Annotated in this window: 13 protein-coding genes and 1 pseudogene; 12 read left to right on the plus strand and 2 right to left on the minus strand. The window is 54.9% G+C overall.

Annotated features, from left to right (window positions below; genetic code table 11):
• Positions 1–43: 43 nt before the first annotated feature.
• A complete protein-coding gene (gene rpsT / locus ACOTX4_RS14420; protein WP_003856458.1) occupies positions 44–307 on the minus strand; it encodes a 30S ribosomal protein S20 in 264 nt (87 codons plus the stop codon).
• Between the two features lie 115 nt (positions 308–422).
• Here rpsT and ACOTX4_RS14425 point away from each other — a divergent pair.
• From ACOTX4_RS14425 to ACOTX4_RS14470, 10 genes and pseudogenes are all read left to right on the plus strand, one after another.
• Positions 423–628 (plus strand): annotated as a pseudogene (locus ACOTX4_RS14425) (DUF2575 domain-containing protein); the annotation flags it as partial.
• Positions 629–635: 7 nt separating this feature from the next.
• Positions 636–1562 carry a bifunctional riboflavin kinase/FAD synthetase gene (ribF, locus tag ACOTX4_RS14430; RefSeq protein WP_003856456.1) on the plus strand — a complete coding sequence of 309 codons (927 nt, stop codon included), beginning with the start codon at positions 636–638 and terminating at the stop codon, positions 1560–1562.
• A 45-nt stretch (positions 1563–1607) separates the two neighbouring features.
• The gene (ileS, locus tag ACOTX4_RS14435) at positions 1608–4424 is read left to right on the plus strand and encodes an isoleucine--tRNA ligase (protein WP_045330912.1); all 2817 of its coding nucleotides are present in this window, start codon (positions 1608–1610) and stop codon (positions 4422–4424) included.
• A complete protein-coding gene (lspA, locus tag ACOTX4_RS14440) occupies positions 4424–4924 on the plus strand; it encodes a signal peptidase II (RefSeq protein ID WP_003856452.1) in 501 nt (166 codons plus the stop codon). The genes ileS and lspA overlap by 1 nt, the downstream gene beginning before the upstream one ends.
• Before the next feature lie 116 nt (positions 4925–5040).
• Positions 5041–5490, plus strand: coding sequence for an FKBP-type peptidyl-prolyl cis-trans isomerase (gene fkpB / locus ACOTX4_RS14445; RefSeq protein WP_003856450.1), 450 nt, complete (start codon positions 5041–5043; stop codon positions 5488–5490).
• A gap of 1 nt (position 5491) precedes the next feature.
• Entirely contained in the window at positions 5492–6442 is a 951-nt protein-coding gene (gene ispH, locus ACOTX4_RS14450; protein ID WP_003856448.1) for a 4-hydroxy-3-methylbut-2-enyl diphosphate reductase, read from the plus strand.
• A 205-nt stretch (positions 6443–6647) separates the two neighbouring features.
• A complete protein-coding gene (gene dapB, locus ACOTX4_RS14455) occupies positions 6648–7469 on the plus strand; it encodes a 4-hydroxy-tetrahydrodipicolinate reductase (RefSeq protein WP_045330914.1) in 822 nt (273 codons plus the stop codon).
• 454 nt (positions 7470–7923) lie between these two features.
• Complete coding sequence (gene carA / locus ACOTX4_RS14460) at positions 7924–9072, plus strand: glutamine-hydrolyzing carbamoyl-phosphate synthase small subunit (RefSeq protein ID WP_032608475.1); 1149 nt, start codon at positions 7924–7926, stop codon at positions 9070–9072.
• An 18-nt stretch (positions 9073–9090) separates the two neighbouring features.
• Entirely contained in the window at positions 9091–12315 is a 3225-nt protein-coding gene (gene carB / locus ACOTX4_RS14465; RefSeq protein ID WP_023315370.1) for a carbamoyl-phosphate synthase large subunit, read from the plus strand.
• 140 nt (positions 12316–12455) lie between these two features.
• Positions 12456–12689 (plus strand): YgdI/YgdR family lipoprotein, encoded by a 234-nt coding sequence (locus ACOTX4_RS14470; protein ID WP_003856439.1) that lies wholly within the window; start codon positions 12456–12458, stop codon positions 12687–12689.
• Between the two features lie 48 nt (positions 12690–12737).
• Here ACOTX4_RS14470 and ACOTX4_RS14475 read toward each other — a convergent pair whose 3' ends face one another.
• Positions 12738–15695: an autotransporter outer membrane beta-barrel domain-containing protein gene (locus ACOTX4_RS14475; RefSeq protein WP_045330916.1), complete on the minus strand. Its 2958-nt coding sequence runs from the start codon at positions 15693–15695 to the stop codon at positions 12738–12740.
• A gap of 374 nt (positions 15696–16069) precedes the next feature.
• Between ACOTX4_RS14475 and kefF the strand changes: the two genes are divergently transcribed.
• A complete protein-coding gene (gene kefF, locus ACOTX4_RS14480) occupies positions 16070–16600 on the plus strand; it encodes a glutathione-regulated potassium-efflux system oxidoreductase KefF (RefSeq protein WP_003856435.1) in 531 nt (176 codons plus the stop codon).
• Positions 16593–18458: a glutathione-regulated potassium-efflux system protein KefC gene (gene kefC, locus ACOTX4_RS14485; protein ID WP_003856433.1), complete on the plus strand. Its 1866-nt coding sequence runs from the start codon at positions 16593–16595 to the stop codon at positions 18456–18458. The genes kefF and kefC overlap by 8 nt, the downstream gene beginning before the upstream one ends.
• Positions 18459–18481: the final 23 nt, after the last annotated feature.

The raw sequence follows: 18481 nt of genomic DNA on the forward strand, positions 1-18481 counted from the left end.
CGCGTTAAGCGGGTTCTTTCAAACAAGCAACAACAAGTGGCGATTAAGCCAGTTTGTTGATCTGCGCGGTCAGGTTTGCTTTATGACGCGCTGCTTTGTTTTTGTGGATCAGACCTTTAGCAGCCTGACGATCCACGATTGGTTGCATTTCGTTAAATGCGTTCTGCGCTGCAGCTTTGTCGCCAGCTTCGATTGCTGCGTATACTTTCTTGATGAAAGTACGCATCATAGAGCGACGGCTTGCATTGTGCTTACGAGCCTTTTCAGACTGAACGGCACGTTTCTTAGCTGATTTGATATTAGCCAAGGTCCAACTCCCAAATATGATCTATGTGGACAATTCAAAGGCCGAGGAATATGCCCTCTATACCTTCTTTTGTCAATGGATTTGTGCAAATAAGCGCCGTTAATGTGGCGACGCTACGTTACGTAGTGATGGCGCAGGATTCTACCAGCTTGTCGTTCGTGAATACAGCTTTTCGGCGTAAAAATCGCAGTTGGCGGGCAGATTTTTTTGCTGTGAAAGGTCAGCGTGATGAAATCATACGGCTTTCTGTTTAGCGTGAACAATCGCCGGTTAACCTTAACCGCTGTACAAGGTATACTTTGGCGATTTTCACTGTTTTGAGCCAGTCATGAAGCTGATACGCGGCATACATAATCTCAGTCAAGCCCCGCACGGGTGCGTGCTGACCATTGGTAATTTCGACGGCGTGCATCGTGGGCATCAGGCGCTGTTGCAGGGATTGCGTAAAGAAGGCGAGGCGCGAGGCCTGCCCGTCGTGGTGATGATTTTCGAGCCTCAGCCGCTGGAGCTGTTTGCAGGCGAGAAATCCCCCGCGCGGCTGACGCGTCTGCGTGAGAAGTTACGCTACCTGGCGGAGTCAGGGGTGGACTACGTCCTGTGTGTACGGTTCGACCGTCGTTTTGCCGCGCTGACCGCACAAAATTTTGTCAGCGACCTGTTGGTCAGGCAGCTTGGCGTGCAGTTTCTCGCCGTGGGCGATGATTTCCGCTTTGGCGCTGGTCGTCAGGGCGATTTCTTGTTATTACAGAAGGCTGGCCTGGAGTACGGGTTTGACGTCACCAGTACAATGACCTTCTGCGAGGGCGGCGTGCGCGTCAGCAGCACGGCGGTACGTCAGGCGCTGGCGAACGATGAACTGGACACGGCAGAAACGCTGCTGGGTCACCCGTTCACGATTTCAGGTCGCGTGGTCCATGGCGATGCGCTGGGCCGCACGATAGGTTTCCCGACGGCGAATATACCGCTGCGTCGTCAGGTCTCCCCGGTTAAAGGGGTCTATGCGGTGGAAGTGGCAGGACTGGGCGAGAAGCCTTTCTACGGCGTCGCCAACATTGGCACACGTCCAACGGTTGCCGGTGTGCGTCAACAGTTAGAAGTACACCTGCTGGACGTTGTAATGGACCTGTATGGTCGCCATATAGATGTGATACTGCGTAAAAAAATACGCAATGAACAGCGATTCGCTTCGCTGGATGAACTTAAGGCGCAAATCGCGCGAGATGAATTAACGGCCCGCGAGTTTTTTGGGCTTTAGAACCGGCTTAACTGCCTACGTGATAAATACGGAACCGAGAATCTGATGAGTGACTATAAATCAACCCTGAATTTGCCGGAAACAGGGTTCCCGATGCGCGGCGATCTCGCCAAGCGTGAACCGGGAATGCTGGCGCGTTGGACCGATGATGACCTGTACGGCATCATTCGTGCAGCCAAAAAAGGCAAAAAAACCTTCATTCTGCATGATGGCCCTCCATATGCGAATGGCAGCATTCATATTGGTCACTCTGTAAACAAGATTCTGAAAGACATTATCGTGAAGTCCAAAGGACTCGCGGGATATGACTCGCCTTACGTTCCGGGCTGGGACTGCCACGGCCTGCCAATCGAGCTGAAAGTTGAGCAGGAATTTGGCAAGCCTGGTGAAAAATTCACCGCCGCTGAGTTCCGTGCGAAGTGCCGCGAATACGCAGCCACCCAGGTTGACGGTCAGCGCGCTGACTTCATCCGTCTGGGCGTGCTGGGCGACTGGTCGCATCCGTACCTGACCATGGATTTCAAAACCGAAGCCAACATCATCCGTGCGCTGGGCAAAATCATCGGTAACGGCCACCTGCACAAAGGCGCGAAGCCGGTGCACTGGTGCGTGGACTGCCGTTCTGCGCTGGCCGAAGCGGAAGTAGAGTATTACGACAAAACCTCGCCTTCTATCGACGTGGCGTTCGAAGCGGTCGATCAGGATGCGATCAAAGCTAAATTTGGTCTGCCTGGGGTAAGCGGTCCAGTCTCGCTGGTTATCTGGACAACCACCCCGTGGACGCTGCCTGCTAACCGCGCGATCTCCCTCTCTGGCGAGTTTGAGTATGCGCTGGTGCAGATTGATGGCCGTGCGGTTATCCTGGCGAAAGACCTGGTCGAAAGCGTACTGAAACGCGCGAACATCACCGATTACACCGTGCTGGGCACCGTAAAAGGCGACGCGCTGGAACTGATGCGCTTCAAACACCCGTTCCTGGACTTCGACGTTCCGGCGATTCTGGGCGACCACGTAACGCTGGACGCGGGTACCGGTGCGGTACATACCGCCGGTGGCCACGGCCCTGACGACTACAACATCAGCCTGAAGTACGGTCTGGAAATCGCCAACCCGGTTGGGCCGGACGGCTCTTACCTGCCTGGCACCTACCCGGCGCTGGACGGCATCAACGTCTTCAAAGCGAACGACATTATTGTCGACATGCTGCGCACCAGCGGCGCGCTGCTGCACGTTGAAAAAATGCAGCACAGCTATCCGTGCTGCTGGCGTCACAAGACGCCAATCATCTTCCGTGCGACCCCGCAGTGGTTCGTCAGCATGGATCAGAAGGGCCTGCGCGAGCAGTCTCTGAAAGAGATCAAAGGCGTGCAGTGGATCCCGGACTGGGGCCAGGCGCGTATCGAATCCATGGTGGCTAACCGTCCTGACTGGTGTATCTCTCGTCAGCGTACCTGGGGCGTGCCGATGTCGCTGTTCGTGCATAAAGAGACGCATGAGCTGCACCCGAACACCCTGGAACTGATGGAAGAAGTGGCGAAGCGCGTCGAAGTTGACGGCATTCAGGCGTGGTGGGATCTCGACGCCCGCGACATCCTGGGCGCGGACGCGGACAACTATGAGAAAGTGCCAGACACCCTGGACGTGTGGTTCGACTCCGGATCTACTCACGCCTCCGTAGTTGACGTGCGCCCGGAGTTTGCCGGTCACGCTGCCGACATGTATCTGGAAGGTTCCGACCAACACCGCGGCTGGTTCATGTCATCCCTGATGATCTCCACCGCGATGAAAGGTAAAGCGCCTTACCGTCAGGTACTGACCCACGGCTTCACCGTGGATGGTCAGGGCCGTAAGATGTCTAAATCTATCGGCAACACCGTTTCGCCGCAGGACGTGATGAACAAGCTGGGCGCGGACATCCTGCGTCTGTGGGTAGCCTCAACCGACTACACTGGCGAAATGGCGGTGTCTGACGAGATCCTGAAGCGTGCTGCCGACAGCTATCGTCGTATCCGTAACACCGCGCGCTTCCTGCTGGCGAACCTGAACGGGTTCGATCCAGTGAAAGACATGGTGAAACCGGAAGAGATGGTCGTGCTGGACCGCTGGGCGGTAGGCTGCGCGAAAGCGGCGCAGGAAGATATCCTGAAAGCGTATGAGTCTTACGATTTCCACGAAGTGGTGCAGCGCCTGATGCGCTTCTGCTCCATCGAGATGGGCTCGTTCTACCTCGACATCATTAAAGACCGTCAGTACACCGCGAAAGCGGACAGCGTGGCGCGCCGCAGCTGTCAGTCTGCGCTGTACCACATCGCAGAAGCGCTGGTGCGCTGGATGGCGCCGATCATGTCCTTCACCGCGGATGAAATCTGGGGTTACCTGCCGGGCGACCGTGAGAAGTATGTCTTCACCGGCGAGTGGTATGAAGGTCTGTTCGATCTCTCCAGCACTGAAGCAATGAACGATGCCTATTGGGACGAGCTGCTGAAAGTGCGTGGCGAAGTGAACAAGGTTATCGAGCAGGCGCGCGCTGACAAGAAAGTCGGTGGCTCTCTGGAAGCGACGGTGACCGTGTACGCAGAGCCTGAGCTGGCCGCGAAGCTGACCGCGCTGGGCGATGAATTACGATTTGTCCTGTTGACCTCTGGTGCGAAAGTTGCGGATTATGCCGAGGCGTCTGCTGATGCTCAGCAGAGCGAACTGCTCAAAGGACTGAAGGTCGCGCTGAGCAAAGCCGACGGTGAAAAATGCCCGCGTTGCTGGCATTACACCACTGATGTCGGTCAGGTGGCGGAACACGCAGACATCTGCGGACGCTGTGTAAGCAACGTCGCCGGTGACGGCGAAAAACGTAAGTTTGCCTGATGAGTAAAACTCTCTGTTCAACAGGACTGCGCTGGCTGTGGCTGGTGGTGGTGGTGCTGATTATTGATTTGGGCAGCAAGTTCCTGATCCTCCAGAATTTCGCTCTGGGGGATACGGTCCCGCTGTTTCCGTCGCTTAACCTGCACTACGCCCGCAACTACGGTGCGGCGTTTAGTTTCCTTGCCGACAGCGGTGGCTGGCAGCGCTGGTTCTTCGCGGGTATCGCTATCGGTATCTGCGTCGTGCTGGCGGTGCTGATGTACCGCTCGAAGGCCACGCAAAAGCTGAATAACATCGCCTACGCGCTGATCATTGGCGGCGCGCTGGGTAACCTGTTTGACCGCCTGTGGCACGGCTTTGTGGTCGATATGATCGACTTCTACGTCGGCGACTGGCACTTCGCGACCTTTAACCTCGCCGATAGCGCAATATGCGTTGGTGCGGCGTTAATCGTGCTGGAAGGCTTCTTGCCTAAACCGGCTGCGAAAGAGCAGGCGTAACAAAACCAGCCGGGTGACGCGTAGCGATCCCGGCCTACAGAATTTGTGGCCCCCGTAGGCCCGGTAAGCGTAGCGCCACCGGGCAACAGGTGACCCAAAACAAGCGAGCAATTTGCATGTCTAAATCCGTACAGAGCAACAGCGCGGTTCTCGTTCACTTTACGCTGAAGCTGGATGACGGCTCTACGGCCGAATCCACCCGCAACAACGGCAAACCAGCCCTGTTTCGTCTTGGCGATACCTCCCTGTCTGAAGGTCTTGAGCAGCAGCTTCTCGGTCTGAAAGAGGGTGAGAAAAAAGCCTTTTCGCTGGAGCCGGATGCCGCGTTTGGCGTGCCAAGCCCGGATCTGATCCAGTACTTCTCCCGTCGTGAGTTTATGGACGCGGGTGAACCGGAGATCGGGGCAATTATGCTCTTTACCGCTATGGACGGCAGCGAAATGCCTGGCGTGATCCGCGAAATCAACGGCGACTCGATTACCGTTGACTTCAACCATCCGCTTGCCGGGCGCACTGTCCATTTTGATGTAGAAGTGCTGGAGATCGATCCGGCACTGGAGGCCTGAAATGCAGATCCTGTTGGCTAACCCGCGCGGTTTTTGCGCCGGTGTAGACCGCGCTATCAGCATTGTTGAAAACGCGCTGGAGATTTACGGCGCGCCGATTTACGTGCGTCACGAAGTGGTGCACAACCGCTACGTGGTCGACAGCCTGCGCGAGCGCGGTGCGATTTTTATCGAGCAGATTAGCGAAGTGCCGGACGGCGCAATTCTCATCTTCTCCGCGCATGGCGTCTCGCAGGCGGTACGCAACGAGGCGAAAAACCGCGATCTGACCGTTTTCGATGCCACCTGTCCGCTGGTGACCAAAGTGCATATGGAAGTGGCGCGCGCCAGCCGTCGCGGTGAAGAGTCAATTCTGATTGGTCACGCCGGTCACCCGGAAGTGGAAGGCACCATGGGCCAGTACAGCAACCCGGAAGGGGGCATGTATCTGGTTGAGTCACCGGAAGACGTCTTTACGCTGAATGTGAAAAACGAAGCCCGACTGTCGTTTATGACCCAGACGACGCTTTCCGTGGACGACACCTCAGACGTGATTGACGCCCTGCGCCAGCGCTTCCCGAAAATCGTCGGGCCGCGCAAAGATGATATCTGCTACGCAACCACCAACCGTCAGGAAGCCGTGCGCGCGCTGGCTGAACAGGCGGACGTGGTGCTGGTGGTCGGCTCGAAAAACTCCTCTAACTCTAACCGTCTGGCCGAACTGGCGCAGCGTATGGGGAAAGCGGCGTTTTTAATCGACGACGCAACGGACATTCAGGAAGCGTGGGTGAAAAACGCGGTCTGCGTCGGTGTTACCGCAGGCGCTTCAGCGCCGGATATTCTGGTGCAGAACGTCATTGCCCGCCTGCAAGAGCTGGGCGGTGGCGAAGCGGTGCCGCTGGAAGGCCGCGAAGAGAACATTGTCTTTGAAGTGCCGAAAGAGTTGCGTATTGACGCGCGAGAAGTGGAATAGTTCTTTATCTGATGAAAGGCCAGCACCTCCTGTGCTGGCCTTTTTTTTGCCCCAAACTTTATCGTGACGACAAAATCATGTCTTTTACTGATATTTAAGTCGGTTTCACGTTAAATTCTAATTATCGGTGTTTTCAGTTGGCAGGCTTTGCCAAGGCTGGTTAATCTGAAAACGGTTTACATCATTTTAACGTAAGAGAATAACTATGCATGATGCACAGATCCGCGTTGCTATTGCGGGCGCGGGTGGACGTATGGGTCGCCAGCTGATTCAGGCGGCACTACAGATGGATGGCGTGGCACTCGGCGCGGCGCTGGAGCGTGAGGGTTCATCCCTGCTGGGAGCCGATGCAGGCGAACTGGCGGGCGCGGGCAAGACAGGCGTAACCGTACAGAGCAGCCTTGAGGCAGTGAAAGAAGACTTTGATGTGTTCATCGACTTTACCCGTCCGGAAGGCACGCTGGCTCATCTGGCGTTTTGCCGTCAGCACGGTAAAGGGATGGTGATTGGTACCACTGGTTTCAATGATGCCGGTAAACAGGCCATTCAGGACGCAGCCACCGACATTGCGATTGTCTTCGCTGCGAACTTTAGCGTCGGCGTTAACGTCATGCTGAAACTGCTGGAAAAGGCAGCGAAGGTAATGGGCAATTATACCGACATTGAGATTGTTGAAGCACACCACCGCTATAAAGTTGATGCTCCATCAGGCACGGCGCTGGCGATGGGCGAAGCGATTGCTCATGCACTTGATAAAGATTTAAAAGAGTGCGCGGTCTATACCCGTGAAGGACATACCGGCGAACGCGTGCCCGGGACAATTGGTTTCGCAACCGTTCGTGCAGGCGATATCGTCGGTGAACATACGGCGATGTTCGCCGATATTGGCGAACGTGTTGAGATTACCCACAAAGCGTCAAGCCGCATGACGTTTGCGAATGGTGCAGTTCGCGCCGCTTTGTGGCTTAACGCGAAGGAAAAGGGTCTTTTTGATATGCGAGATGTGCTTGATCTCAATAATTTGTAAGCGATATTACCCATCGTGATGTGGTTATTGCAGTCGTAATTACTTGATTGCATGGGGCAATAATTTATTGCCCTCTTATTTTATCCGTTTTAGATTAAAAATAACGCTTAGGCGGTATAAAGCTTATTGATATGCCATTTTTCTGTGAAATATATGTAAATTTTGACCATATGGTCCACTTTTTGTCATCCACCTCCCTAAAATTCTAACAAACCTGCCGCGCAAGCGTTTTCCGGAATGATTTACCTGATCTTTTTGCCCATTAAATCCCATTCCAGATGCCAGGCTTGCAAAAGAATAAACAAAACTCCCGTTTTAAGTTGACTTTTACATGGCAAATCCCCAGAATGCCGCCGTTTGCCAAAAATCCGCTGGCAACACATTTGCATTGATCCATGACATGGTTATGAATTAATATGCAAATAAAGTGAGTGAATATTCTCTGGAGGGTGTTTTGATTAAGTCAGCGCTATTGGTTCTGGAAGACGGAACCCAGTTTATCGGTCGGGCCATAGGGGCAACGGGTTCGGCGGTTGGGGAAGTCGTTTTCAATACTTCAATGACCGGTTATCAAGAAATCCTCACTGATCCTTCCTATTCTCGCCAAATCGTTACTCTTACTTATCCTCATATCGGCAATGTCGGCACCAATGCGGCTGACGAAGAATCCTCTCAGGTACATGCGCAAGGCCTGGTCATTCGCGACCTGCCGCTGATTGCCAGCAACTTCCGCAACACCGAAGACCTCTCTTCTTACCTGAAGCGCCATAACATTGTGGCGATTGCCGATATCGATACCCGTAAGCTGACGCGTCTGCTGCGCGAGAAGGGCGCACAAAACGGTTGTATCATCGCAGGGGATAACCTCGATGCGACGCTGGCGCTGGAAAAAGCGAAAGCCTTCCCGGGTCTGAACGGTATGGACCTGGCGAAAGAAGTGACCACGGCGGAAGCCTACAGCTGGACGCAGGGTAGCTGGACGCTGGAAGGCGACCTGCCGGAAGCGAAACCGGAAAGCGAGCTGCCGTTCCACGTGGTGGCCTACGATTTTGGCGCCAAGCGCAACATCCTGCGTATGCTGGTTGACCGTGGCTGCCGCCTGACGGTCGTCCCGGCACAAACGTCTGCGGAAGATGTTCTGAAGATGAACCCGGACGGCATCTTCCTCTCTAACGGTCCTGGCGACCCGGCGCCGTGCGACTACGCTATCGACGCCATCAAGTCCTTCCTTGAAACCGATATCCCGGTATTCGGCATCTGTCTCGGCCATCAGCTGCTGGCGCTGGCGAGCGGAGCGAACACCGTCAAGATGAAGTTCGGCCACCACGGTGGTAACCACCCGGTGAAAGATATCGACAACAACACGGTGATGATCACCGCGCAGAACCACGGCTTCGCTGTGGATGAAGCGACGATGCCGGCTAACCTGCGCGTGACGCACAAATCACTGTTCGATGGTACCTTGCAGGGTATCCATCGTACCGATAAGCCTGCGTTCAGCTTCCAGGGCCACCCTGAAGCCAGCCCGGGCCCACACGATGCCGCACCGCTGTTCGATCACTTCATCGAACTTATTGAGCAATACCGTAAGATCGCTAAATAATCAGGAGCTGAGAAGACCATGCCAAAACGTACAGACATAAAAAGCATCCTGATCCTTGGCGCTGGCCCGATTGTCATCGGCCAGGCCTGTGAATTTGACTACTCTGGCGCGCAGGCGTGTAAAGCCCTGCGTGAAGAGGGTTACCGCGTCATTCTGGTGAACTCTAACCCGGCCACCATCATGACCGACCCGGAAATGGCGGATGCGACCTACATCGAGCCAATTCACTGGGAAGTGGTACGCAAAATTATCGAGAAAGAGCGTCCGGACGCGGTGCTGCCGACCATGGGCGGCCAGACGGCGCTGAACTGTGCGCTGGAGCTGGAGCGTCAGGGCGTGCTGGAAGAGTTCGGCGTGACCATGATCGGTGCGACCGCCGACGCGATTGATAAAGCAGAAGACCGTCGCCGCTTCGACGTGGCAATGAAAAAAATTGGCCTTGATACCGCGCGTTCCGGTATCGCGCACAATATGGAAGAAGCGCTGGCCGTTGCGGCTGAAGTGGGCTATCCGTGCATCATCCGTCCATCGTTCACCATGGGCGGCACCGGCGGCGGCATTGCCTACAACCGCGAAGAGTTTGAAGAGATTTGTGAGCGCGGCCTGGATCTCTCCCCAACCAAAGAGCTGCTGATTGATGAATCGCTGATTGGCTGGAAAGAGTACGAGATGGAAGTGGTGCGTGATAAAAACGACAACTGCATCATCGTCTGCTCCATCGAAAACTTTGACGCGATGGGGATCCACACCGGCGACTCTATCACCGTTGCGCCAGCTCAGACGCTGACCGACAAAGAGTACCAAATCATGCGTAACGCCTCGATGGCGGTACTGCGTGAAATCGGCGTGGAAACCGGCGGCTCTAACGTGCAGTTCTCGGTGAACCCGAAAACCGGCCGTCTGATTGTTATCGAAATGAACCCGCGCGTGTCCCGTTCCTCCGCGCTGGCCTCCAAAGCCACCGGCTTCCCGATTGCGAAGGTGGCGGCGAAACTGGCGGTGGGTTACACCCTTGACGAGCTGATGAACGACATCACCGGTGGCCGCACCCCTGCGTCCTTCGAACCGTCCATCGACTACGTTGTGACTAAAATTCCTCGCTTTAACTTCGAGAAATTCGCCGGCGCCAACGACCGTCTGACCACCCAGATGAAATCCGTCGGTGAAGTGATGGCGATTGGCCGCACGCAGCAGGAATCCCTGCAGAAAGCGCTGCGCGGCCTCGAAGTGGGCGCGACCGGCTTTGACCCGAAAGTGAGCCTGGACGACCCTGAAGCGCTGACCAAAATCCGCCGCGAGCTGAAAGACGCGGGTGCGGAGCGCATCTGGTACATCGCCGACGCCTTCCGTGCCGGCCTGTCCGTCGACGGCGTGTTCAACCTGACCAACATCGACCGCTGGTTCCTGGTACAGATTGAAGAGCTGGTGCGTCTGGAAGAGAAAGTGGCGGAGCTGGGCATCAACGGCCTGGACGCTGACTTCCTGCGTATGCTGAAGCGTAAAGGCTTCGCCGATGCGCGTCTGGCTAAACTGGCGGGCGTGCGCGAAGCGGAGATCCGCAAGCTGCGCGACCAGTATGACCTGCATCCGGTTTACAAGCGCGTGGACACCTGTGCGGCAGAGTTCTCGACCGATACCGCGTACATGTACTCCACCTATGAAGACGAGTGCGAAGCGAATCCGTCAGTTGACCGCGACAAGATTATGGTGCTGGGCGGCGGTCCAAACCGTATCGGCCAGGGCATCGAGTTCGACTACTGCTGCGTACACGCCTCGCTGGCGCTGCGTGAAGACGGTTACGAGACCATCATGGTCAACTGTAACCCGGAAACCGTCTCCACCGACTACGACACCTCTGACCGCCTCTACTTCGAGCCGGTGACGCTGGAAGATGTGCTGGAAATCGTGCGCATCGAGAAGCCAAAAGGCGTGATCGTGCAGTACGGCGGCCAGACTCCGCTGAAGCTGGCGCGCGCGCTGGAAGCAGCAGGTGTACCGGTTATCGGCACCAGCCCGGATGCGATTGACCGTGCGGAAGACCGCGAGCGTTTCCAGCAGGCGGTTGACCGTCTCAAGCTGAAACAGCCGGCGAACGCCACCGTGACCGCGATTGAAATGGCCGTTGAGAAAGCGAAAGAGATCGGCTACCCGCTGGTGGTGCGTCCATCCTACGTACTGGGCGGCCGCGCGATGGAAATCGTCTACGACGAAGCGGACCTGCGTCGCTACTTCCAGACGGCGGTGAGCGTTTCCAACGATGCGCCAGTGCTGCTCGACCGCTTCCTCGACGACGCGGTTGAAGTCGACGTGGATGCCATCTGCGACGGCGAAATGGTGCTGATTGGCGGCATCATGGAGCACATCGAGCAGGCGGGCGTGCACTCGGGTGACTCCGCCTGTTCTCTGCCAGCGTATACCCTGAGCCAGGAGATTCAGGACGTGATGCGCCAGCAGGTGCAGAAGCTGGCCTTCGAGCTTCAGGTTCGCGGCCTGATGAACGTTCAGTTCGCGGTAAAAGACAACGAAGTCTATCTGATTGAAGTCAACCCGCGTGCGGCGCGTACCGTACCGTTTGTCTCTAAAGCGACCGGTATTCCGCTGGCGAAAGTGGCGGCGCGCGTGATGGCTGGCCAGACGCTGGCTCAGCAGGGCGTCACGAAAGAAATCATCCCGCCGTACTACTCGGTGAAAGAGGTAGTGCTGCCGTTCAACAAATTCCCGGGCGTTGACCCGCTGTTAGGGCCAGAGATGCGCTCTACCGGGGAAGTAATGGGCGTAGGCCGCACCTTCGCAGAAGCGTTTGCCAAGGCGCAGCTGGGCAGCAGCTCTACCATGAGAAAATCTGGCCGTGCGCTGCTCTCCGTTCGCGAAGGCGATAAAGAGCGCGTGGTTGACCTGGCCGCCAAGCTGCTGAAACAGGGCTTCGAGCTGGACGCCACTCACGGTACGGCGATTGTGTTGGGTGAAGCGGGTATCAACCCGCGTCTGGTGAACAAAGTGCATGAAGGTCGTCCGCACATTCAGGATCGTATCAAGAATGGCGAATATACCTACATCATCAACACCACCGCAGGACGCCAGGCGATTGAAGACTCCAAGCTGATTCGCCGCAGCGCGCTGCAATACAAAGTGCACTACGACACCACCCTGAACGGCGGTTTCGCAACAGCGATGGCGCTGAATGCGGATGCCACCGAGAAGGTGATTTCGGTGCAGGAAATGCACGCGCAGATTAGCAAGTAACCCCCATTGCCCGGTACCGTTCGGTTACCGGGCAATTTTCCCATCTTAAGAACCTTCTGGTTTTTCATCCGCTTTCAGTCAGTTAGCCTAAAATAGTTAGGTCGATAACGAAAATTCAACTGAGAGCAGGGGAAAACACCATGCAAAATAAACTACTGATCGCTTCCGTTCTGGCTGCCACCGCAATGTTCACCGTGGCGGGCTGTTCGTCCAATCAGGCCGTAAAAACCACCGATGGCAAAACGATTGTTACTGACGGGAAACCGCAGGTGGATGACGATACCGGTCTGGTATCGTACAAAAACGCCGAAACCGGTCAAACTGAACAGATTAACCGTGACCAGGTTAAATCAATGGGTGAGCTGGATAACTAAAAAAAAGCAGTGGCACATGCCACTGCTTTTTTGCTTCAGAATGATCGATTACCAGCGATGGTTTAGCAAAATATGACCGCCGTATGCGGCATAGCTGTTTTCACCCCATTCGCCGCTGGCTCGCAGGGAGATTGTCGTGGTTTCGTTCAGGTTGCCGGTTACGCCCAGCTCTAACTGACCACGATCTTCCGGCGTATCGTTGCTGACGGTCTCGTCGTTGAATGCCAGATCGTTTTGACCAGCACCTTTCAACCAGTTGACCGCGACGTACGGCTGCCAGGCCTTGACGTCCTTCTGCTGGAAGTAGCTTGCTTTAACGCCGAGACGACCAAAGACGCTGTCGTTGTCCAGGGTAGTGACGCGTACGCCGTCGCGATCGGTATGATTTTCCTGATCGAGATAGCTGTATATCACCTGCGCCTGCGGCTCGATCTTCCAGGTACGTTCATTTTCTGACTGGATAACCCACGCGTGGCCGACTTCAACAGACGCGGCGAAACCTTCGCTATCGTAGTCTTCGTCGTTGCGGTTGCTGGTGACTTTGTTGTTGTACCAGCTGTATGCGGCCCAGGTATCAACGTAGCTGCCCAGACGTAATTTCTGATCTTCCTGCCAGGTGGCGTAAAGCCCAACATTGAAACCATCAACCTTACCCTGTGCGTCACGCACGTTGTGCTTCGCATCAGAGTGGGTCTTCGCCTGACCAGCACCGAACATCCCGCCAGCACGCAGGATACCGTTATCCATTGGTTTGCTCATGAAATCGCTGCCGACTTGCAGTACGGTCGTGGTGGTGTCATAGCTGACTTTATCGCCACCCGCATCGTTCTCGTGATAGCGACCCTTAACGTACATCCAGGTGTTCAGGTCGTCTTCATTGCGGAAGGTGATCTGGTCGCGATCGTCACGTTTATGCAGGAACATGCCCTGTGCGGCAAGGTAGTTGCCTAAGTAAGCACCCACTTCAGGCGCCATGACTTCCGGCGCATTGTTACCGCCGTTGTCAGTGCTACCGCCGTTGTCGGTGTTGCCGCCGTTGTCAGTGTTGCCGCCGTTGTCAGTGTTACCGCCGTTATCGGTGTTGCCGCCGTTGTCAGTGTTACCGCCGTTGTCGGTGTTACTGCCGTTATCGGTGTTACCGCCGTTATCGGTGTTGCCGTCGTTATCGGTGTTGCCGCCATCATCGGTATTTCCACCGTCATCGGTGTCGTCAGAAGGATCATCAGAAGGCGTCGCCTTTGATTCCAGATACCAGTTGCCGTCACTGTGCTGGTAGAGGTTATATTCCCAGGCGCCTGCGACGACCGGTTTTGCCAGCGTCAGTTGGGCTTCGGAACTGCCGCCGATGCTGACAATTTCCATACCGTTAATGGTTTGCGCGCCTGCGCCGCCAATGTTGGTAATGCTGACGCCGGACTGACCGAAGCTGCTGCCCGTAATAGTGAGGTGGTCAGTTGGTGAATTATCTTCACCCAGGGTGCTGTTCATCACAATCTGGCTACCGTCAGAGCCGGTGTAGTCGCCATTAATCGTAAAATTATTGCCAACGCTATTATCAGCCGCACTGAGTAACAGCGTACCACCATTAGTCACGTTGCCGTTGATGGTATCGACGCCGGAAGCGCTGAGCGTGGAGTTACCCTGGACGGCATTCCATGCCGCCAGCGTACCGCCGCTAAGAACCGCGATGTTGTTGTTCACTTCGCCTGCGGTGGCAAAGGTCGCGCCATTTTTAACGGTAACGGTGGCATTACTGCCCTTGACGCCGAGCGTTGCGCCGGTGGAGACCAGCGTGGTGCCGCCGTGCAGAACCGTATCCCCTGTGTAGCTATTTTTGCCCGTCAGGGTCAGGGTATTGGAGTCTACTTTTTCGACGTTACCGCTACCGGTCATGTCGGTGGCGAAAGTGAAATCGCTACCCTGATTAAAAATGACGGTACCGTTGTTAGTGAGCCCACCGCTGAGCGTCGCAGTTTTTTCGCCATCGCCCAGTTGCAGAGAGGCGTCTTTGGCCACCCGTGTATTACCGGTGTTGGATACGTCGCCCGCCAGGGTTAACGCGCCAGTCTCTACCAGCAAGGAGTCGCCAGAGCCAATAATGTCAATATCGCCCGACAGTGCCCAGCTTTCGCCGTTCATTGTGACGCTGGCAAAACCGTCCCCTTCATTCAGGCCGATAAAGTTACTGTCTTCCGTGCCCGTGCCGATCAGTGTCAGGGTGTTTCCCTTGGAATTTGTTGAAAAAACGTCGCCGATGAGGGTGGAACCAGTGTCGAGCATTAGCGTGTTATTTTTATCGCTGGCAAACATAATAGCGTTTGTTTCACCACTAATCGTTCCGCTATTTTTGATATCTAATTTTGCTGTATCTTTTGCACTGATACCGTACTGGGTTCCCTGCACATTGCCACTGTTAGAAATCTTAGTGTTGCCATAATCTGCCGTAATAGCATCACCGTTTGTACCGATAATTTCGCCACTGTTATTAATGCCAATGCCAACGTGAGTACTAAGACCTGTTTTTCCTTTTATCGTTCCGGTGCTGGTATTGATAATACTTACTGCGGAGGAGTTTTCACTGACAAAAATGCCATTTTCCGAGCCAGTAATGTTTCCACTGTTATTAAAATCACCGAATACTGATTGAATATTCACCGCATTCGCGGTGGTGGAGGAAATGGTTGCGCCGAGGTCGTTATTAATTACTATACGCTGTACACCAGTATTAATATCCAGGCCATTTCGCACGCCAGAAATATTGCCATAATTAGTGGCGTTAGTGGTAGTAGATCCAGTGATAGATACCGCCGCTTCACTATCTTCAGAAGATATCGTCACGTCTTTATTAATAACATATTCAGCATCGGCTGAAAAATCTTGAGGGACAGAGGTTGATTGAGCAATGATTGCAGAAAACGCAACCGCTGGGGTGCATATTAACAAAGCAGGAAATATCTTCCCCAGAGTTTTGGTTGTATTATTTAATTTGAAGAATTTTTTGCTCATGTACACATCCATTTGAGTGAGAAGGAACATCAGATAACGTGTGTCAAACGTATATTGACTATCTTTAAGGTTGAGCTCAAAACAAAAAAGCATAAAATTATTATTTTTTCAATGAGTTATGTACAGGTTGATTTATTAAAATATGACTTAAGATAATCTAAAAATATTCGTTAAAAATATGAGTCTGCATAATCATTTTGCAGGGTTAATTCGTCGCTAGCGTGGTGCTCCTTCTTTCGCGTCAGTCGCGTTTGTATGGCGACAAAGGTTGCCAATCCTTGCGATTTACTTTGAAGCGGTCGTTAGCCTCTTTCAGTTGGGGGGGGAACTGTCTACACTCATTGCTACAAGAAAAGCAGAAGACAGGCATATTCATGGTTCTGATAATTTATGCGCACCCCTATCCGCAGCATTCGCATGCGAATAAGCGGATGCTTGAGCAGGCAAGGACGCTCGAAAACGTAGAGATACGTTCCCTCTATCAACTCTATCCTGATTTTAATATCGATGTCGCCGCCGAACAGGAGGCGCTCTCTCGTGCCGATTTGATCGTCTGGCAGCATCCGATGCAGTGGTACAGCACCCCTCCGCTGCTGAAATTGTGGATCGACAAAGTTTTCTCCCACGGTTGGGCATACGGACACAACGGCAACGCGCTTCATGGCAAAAGCCTGATGTGGGCTGTTACCACCGGCGGGGGGGAAAGCCATTTTGAGATTGGCGCCTTCCCCGGATTTGACGTGCTGGCGCAGCCGCTCCAGGCTACTGCCCTTTACTGCGGTCTGAACTGGCTTCCGCCTTTTGCGATGCACTGTACCTTTGTCTGCGACGATGAAACCTTGCAGGCGCAGGCTCGTCACTACAAACAACGCTTACTTGAGTGGCAGGAGACGCACAATGGATAGCCATACGCTGATACAGGCGCTGATTTATCTTGGCGCGGCGGCATTAATTGTGCCCGTGGCGGTTCGTCTGGGGCTGGGCTCGGTGCTCGGCTATCTGATTGCCGGGTGTGTAATTGGCCCCTGGGGTTTTCGGCTGGTGACGGATGCCGAGTCGATCCTGCATTTTGCGGAGATCGGCGTGGTGCTTATGCTGTTCGTGATTGGCCTGGAGCTGGATCCGCAGCGGCTGTGGAAACTGCGCGCCTCGGTGTTTGGCGGAGGCGCTCTGCAAATGCTGGCCTGCGGTCTGCTGTTGGGCGGGTTCTGCATTCTGCTCGGGATGGAGTGGAAAGTCGCGGAGTTGATCGGCATGACGCTGGCGCTCTCCTCGACGGCTATTGCCATGCAGGCTATGAACGAGCGTAACCTGACGGTGTCGCAAATGGGGCGCAGTACCTTCTCCGTACTGTTGTTCCAGGATATTGCTGCCATCCCGCTGGTGGCGATGATCCCGCTGCTGGCAACCAGCGGCGCATCAACGACGCTGGGGGCATTTGCCTTATCAGCGCTGAAGGTTGTTGGTGCGCTGGCGCTGGTTGTTCTGCTTGGTCGCTACGTAACGCGTCCGCTGCTGCGCTTTGTTGCTCGCTCTGGCCTGCGCGAAGTATTCAGCGCCGTTGCGTTATTCCTGGTGTTTGGTTTTGGATTGCTGCTTGAAGAGGCCGGGCTGTCGATGGCAATGGGCGCCTTCCTCGCGGGGGTCTTACTGGCTAGCTCCGAATACCGTCACGCGCTGGAAAGCGATATCGAGCCGTTTAAAGGATTGCTGCTGGGGCTGTTTTTCATCGGCGTCGGGATGTCTATCGACTTCGGGACGCTGGTGACCCATCCGCTGCGCATCATCATTCTGCTGGTGGGTTTCCTGGTCATTAAAATGGCGATGCTGTGGCTGATCGCCCGCCCGTTAAACGTGCCAAAACCGCAGCGCCGCTGGTTTGCCGTGCTGCTGGGGCAGGGGAGTGAGTTTGCTTTCGTGGTCTTTGGCGCAGCGCAGATGGCAAATGTACTCGATCCGGAATGGGCAAAAGCGCTGACGCTGGCGGTTGCGCTGTCGATGGCCGCAACGCCGATCCTGCTGGTGTTGCTGACGCGTCTGGAAAAAACGGGAAGCGAACAGGAACGAGAAGCCGATGAGATCGACGAGGAGCAGCCGCGGGTGATCATCGCCGGATTTGGCCGCTTCGGGCAGATTACCGGCCGTTTACTGCTCTCCAGCGGAGTCAAGATGGTTATCCTCGATCACGATCCTGACCATGTGGATACGCTGCGTAAATTCGATATGAAAGTATTTTACGGTGATGCGACCCGGGTTGATCTGCTGGAATCCGCCGGCGCGGCGAAGGCCGAGGTACTGATTAACGCCATCGACGATCCAGAGACCAGTATGCAGATGGTTGAGCTGGTCAAAGAGCATTTTCCGCATCTGACCATTATCTCTCGTGCGCGCGATGTGGATCATTACATCCAGCTCCGTCAGGCGGGTGTGGCAGCCCCTGAACGTGAAACCTTCGAAGGGGCGCTCAAATCTGGCCGCATGGCGCTGGAAAGCCTGGGACTTGGCGCGTATGAAGCGCGTGAGCGTGCCGATTTATTCCGCCGTTTTAACCATGAGATGGTGGAAGAGATGGTGGCGATGGCGAGCAGTACGGCAACCGAACGCGCTGCGGTGTTTAAACGCACCAGCACCATGCTGACGGAGATCATCAACGAGGATCGTAATCACCTGTCGCTGGTTCAGCGCCACGGCTGGCAAGGAACGGAAGAGGGCAAGCATACCGGTGATCCTGAGGATGAACCGGAGAGTAAACCCTCTGCGTGAAGTGGAGTTGCCAGCAATATTAA

This window comes from Enterobacter cloacae complex sp. IR5459 (assembly GCF_049238005.1).
Taxonomy (GTDB): domain Bacteria; phylum Pseudomonadota; class Gammaproteobacteria; order Enterobacterales; family Enterobacteriaceae; genus Enterobacter; species Enterobacter hormaechei_C.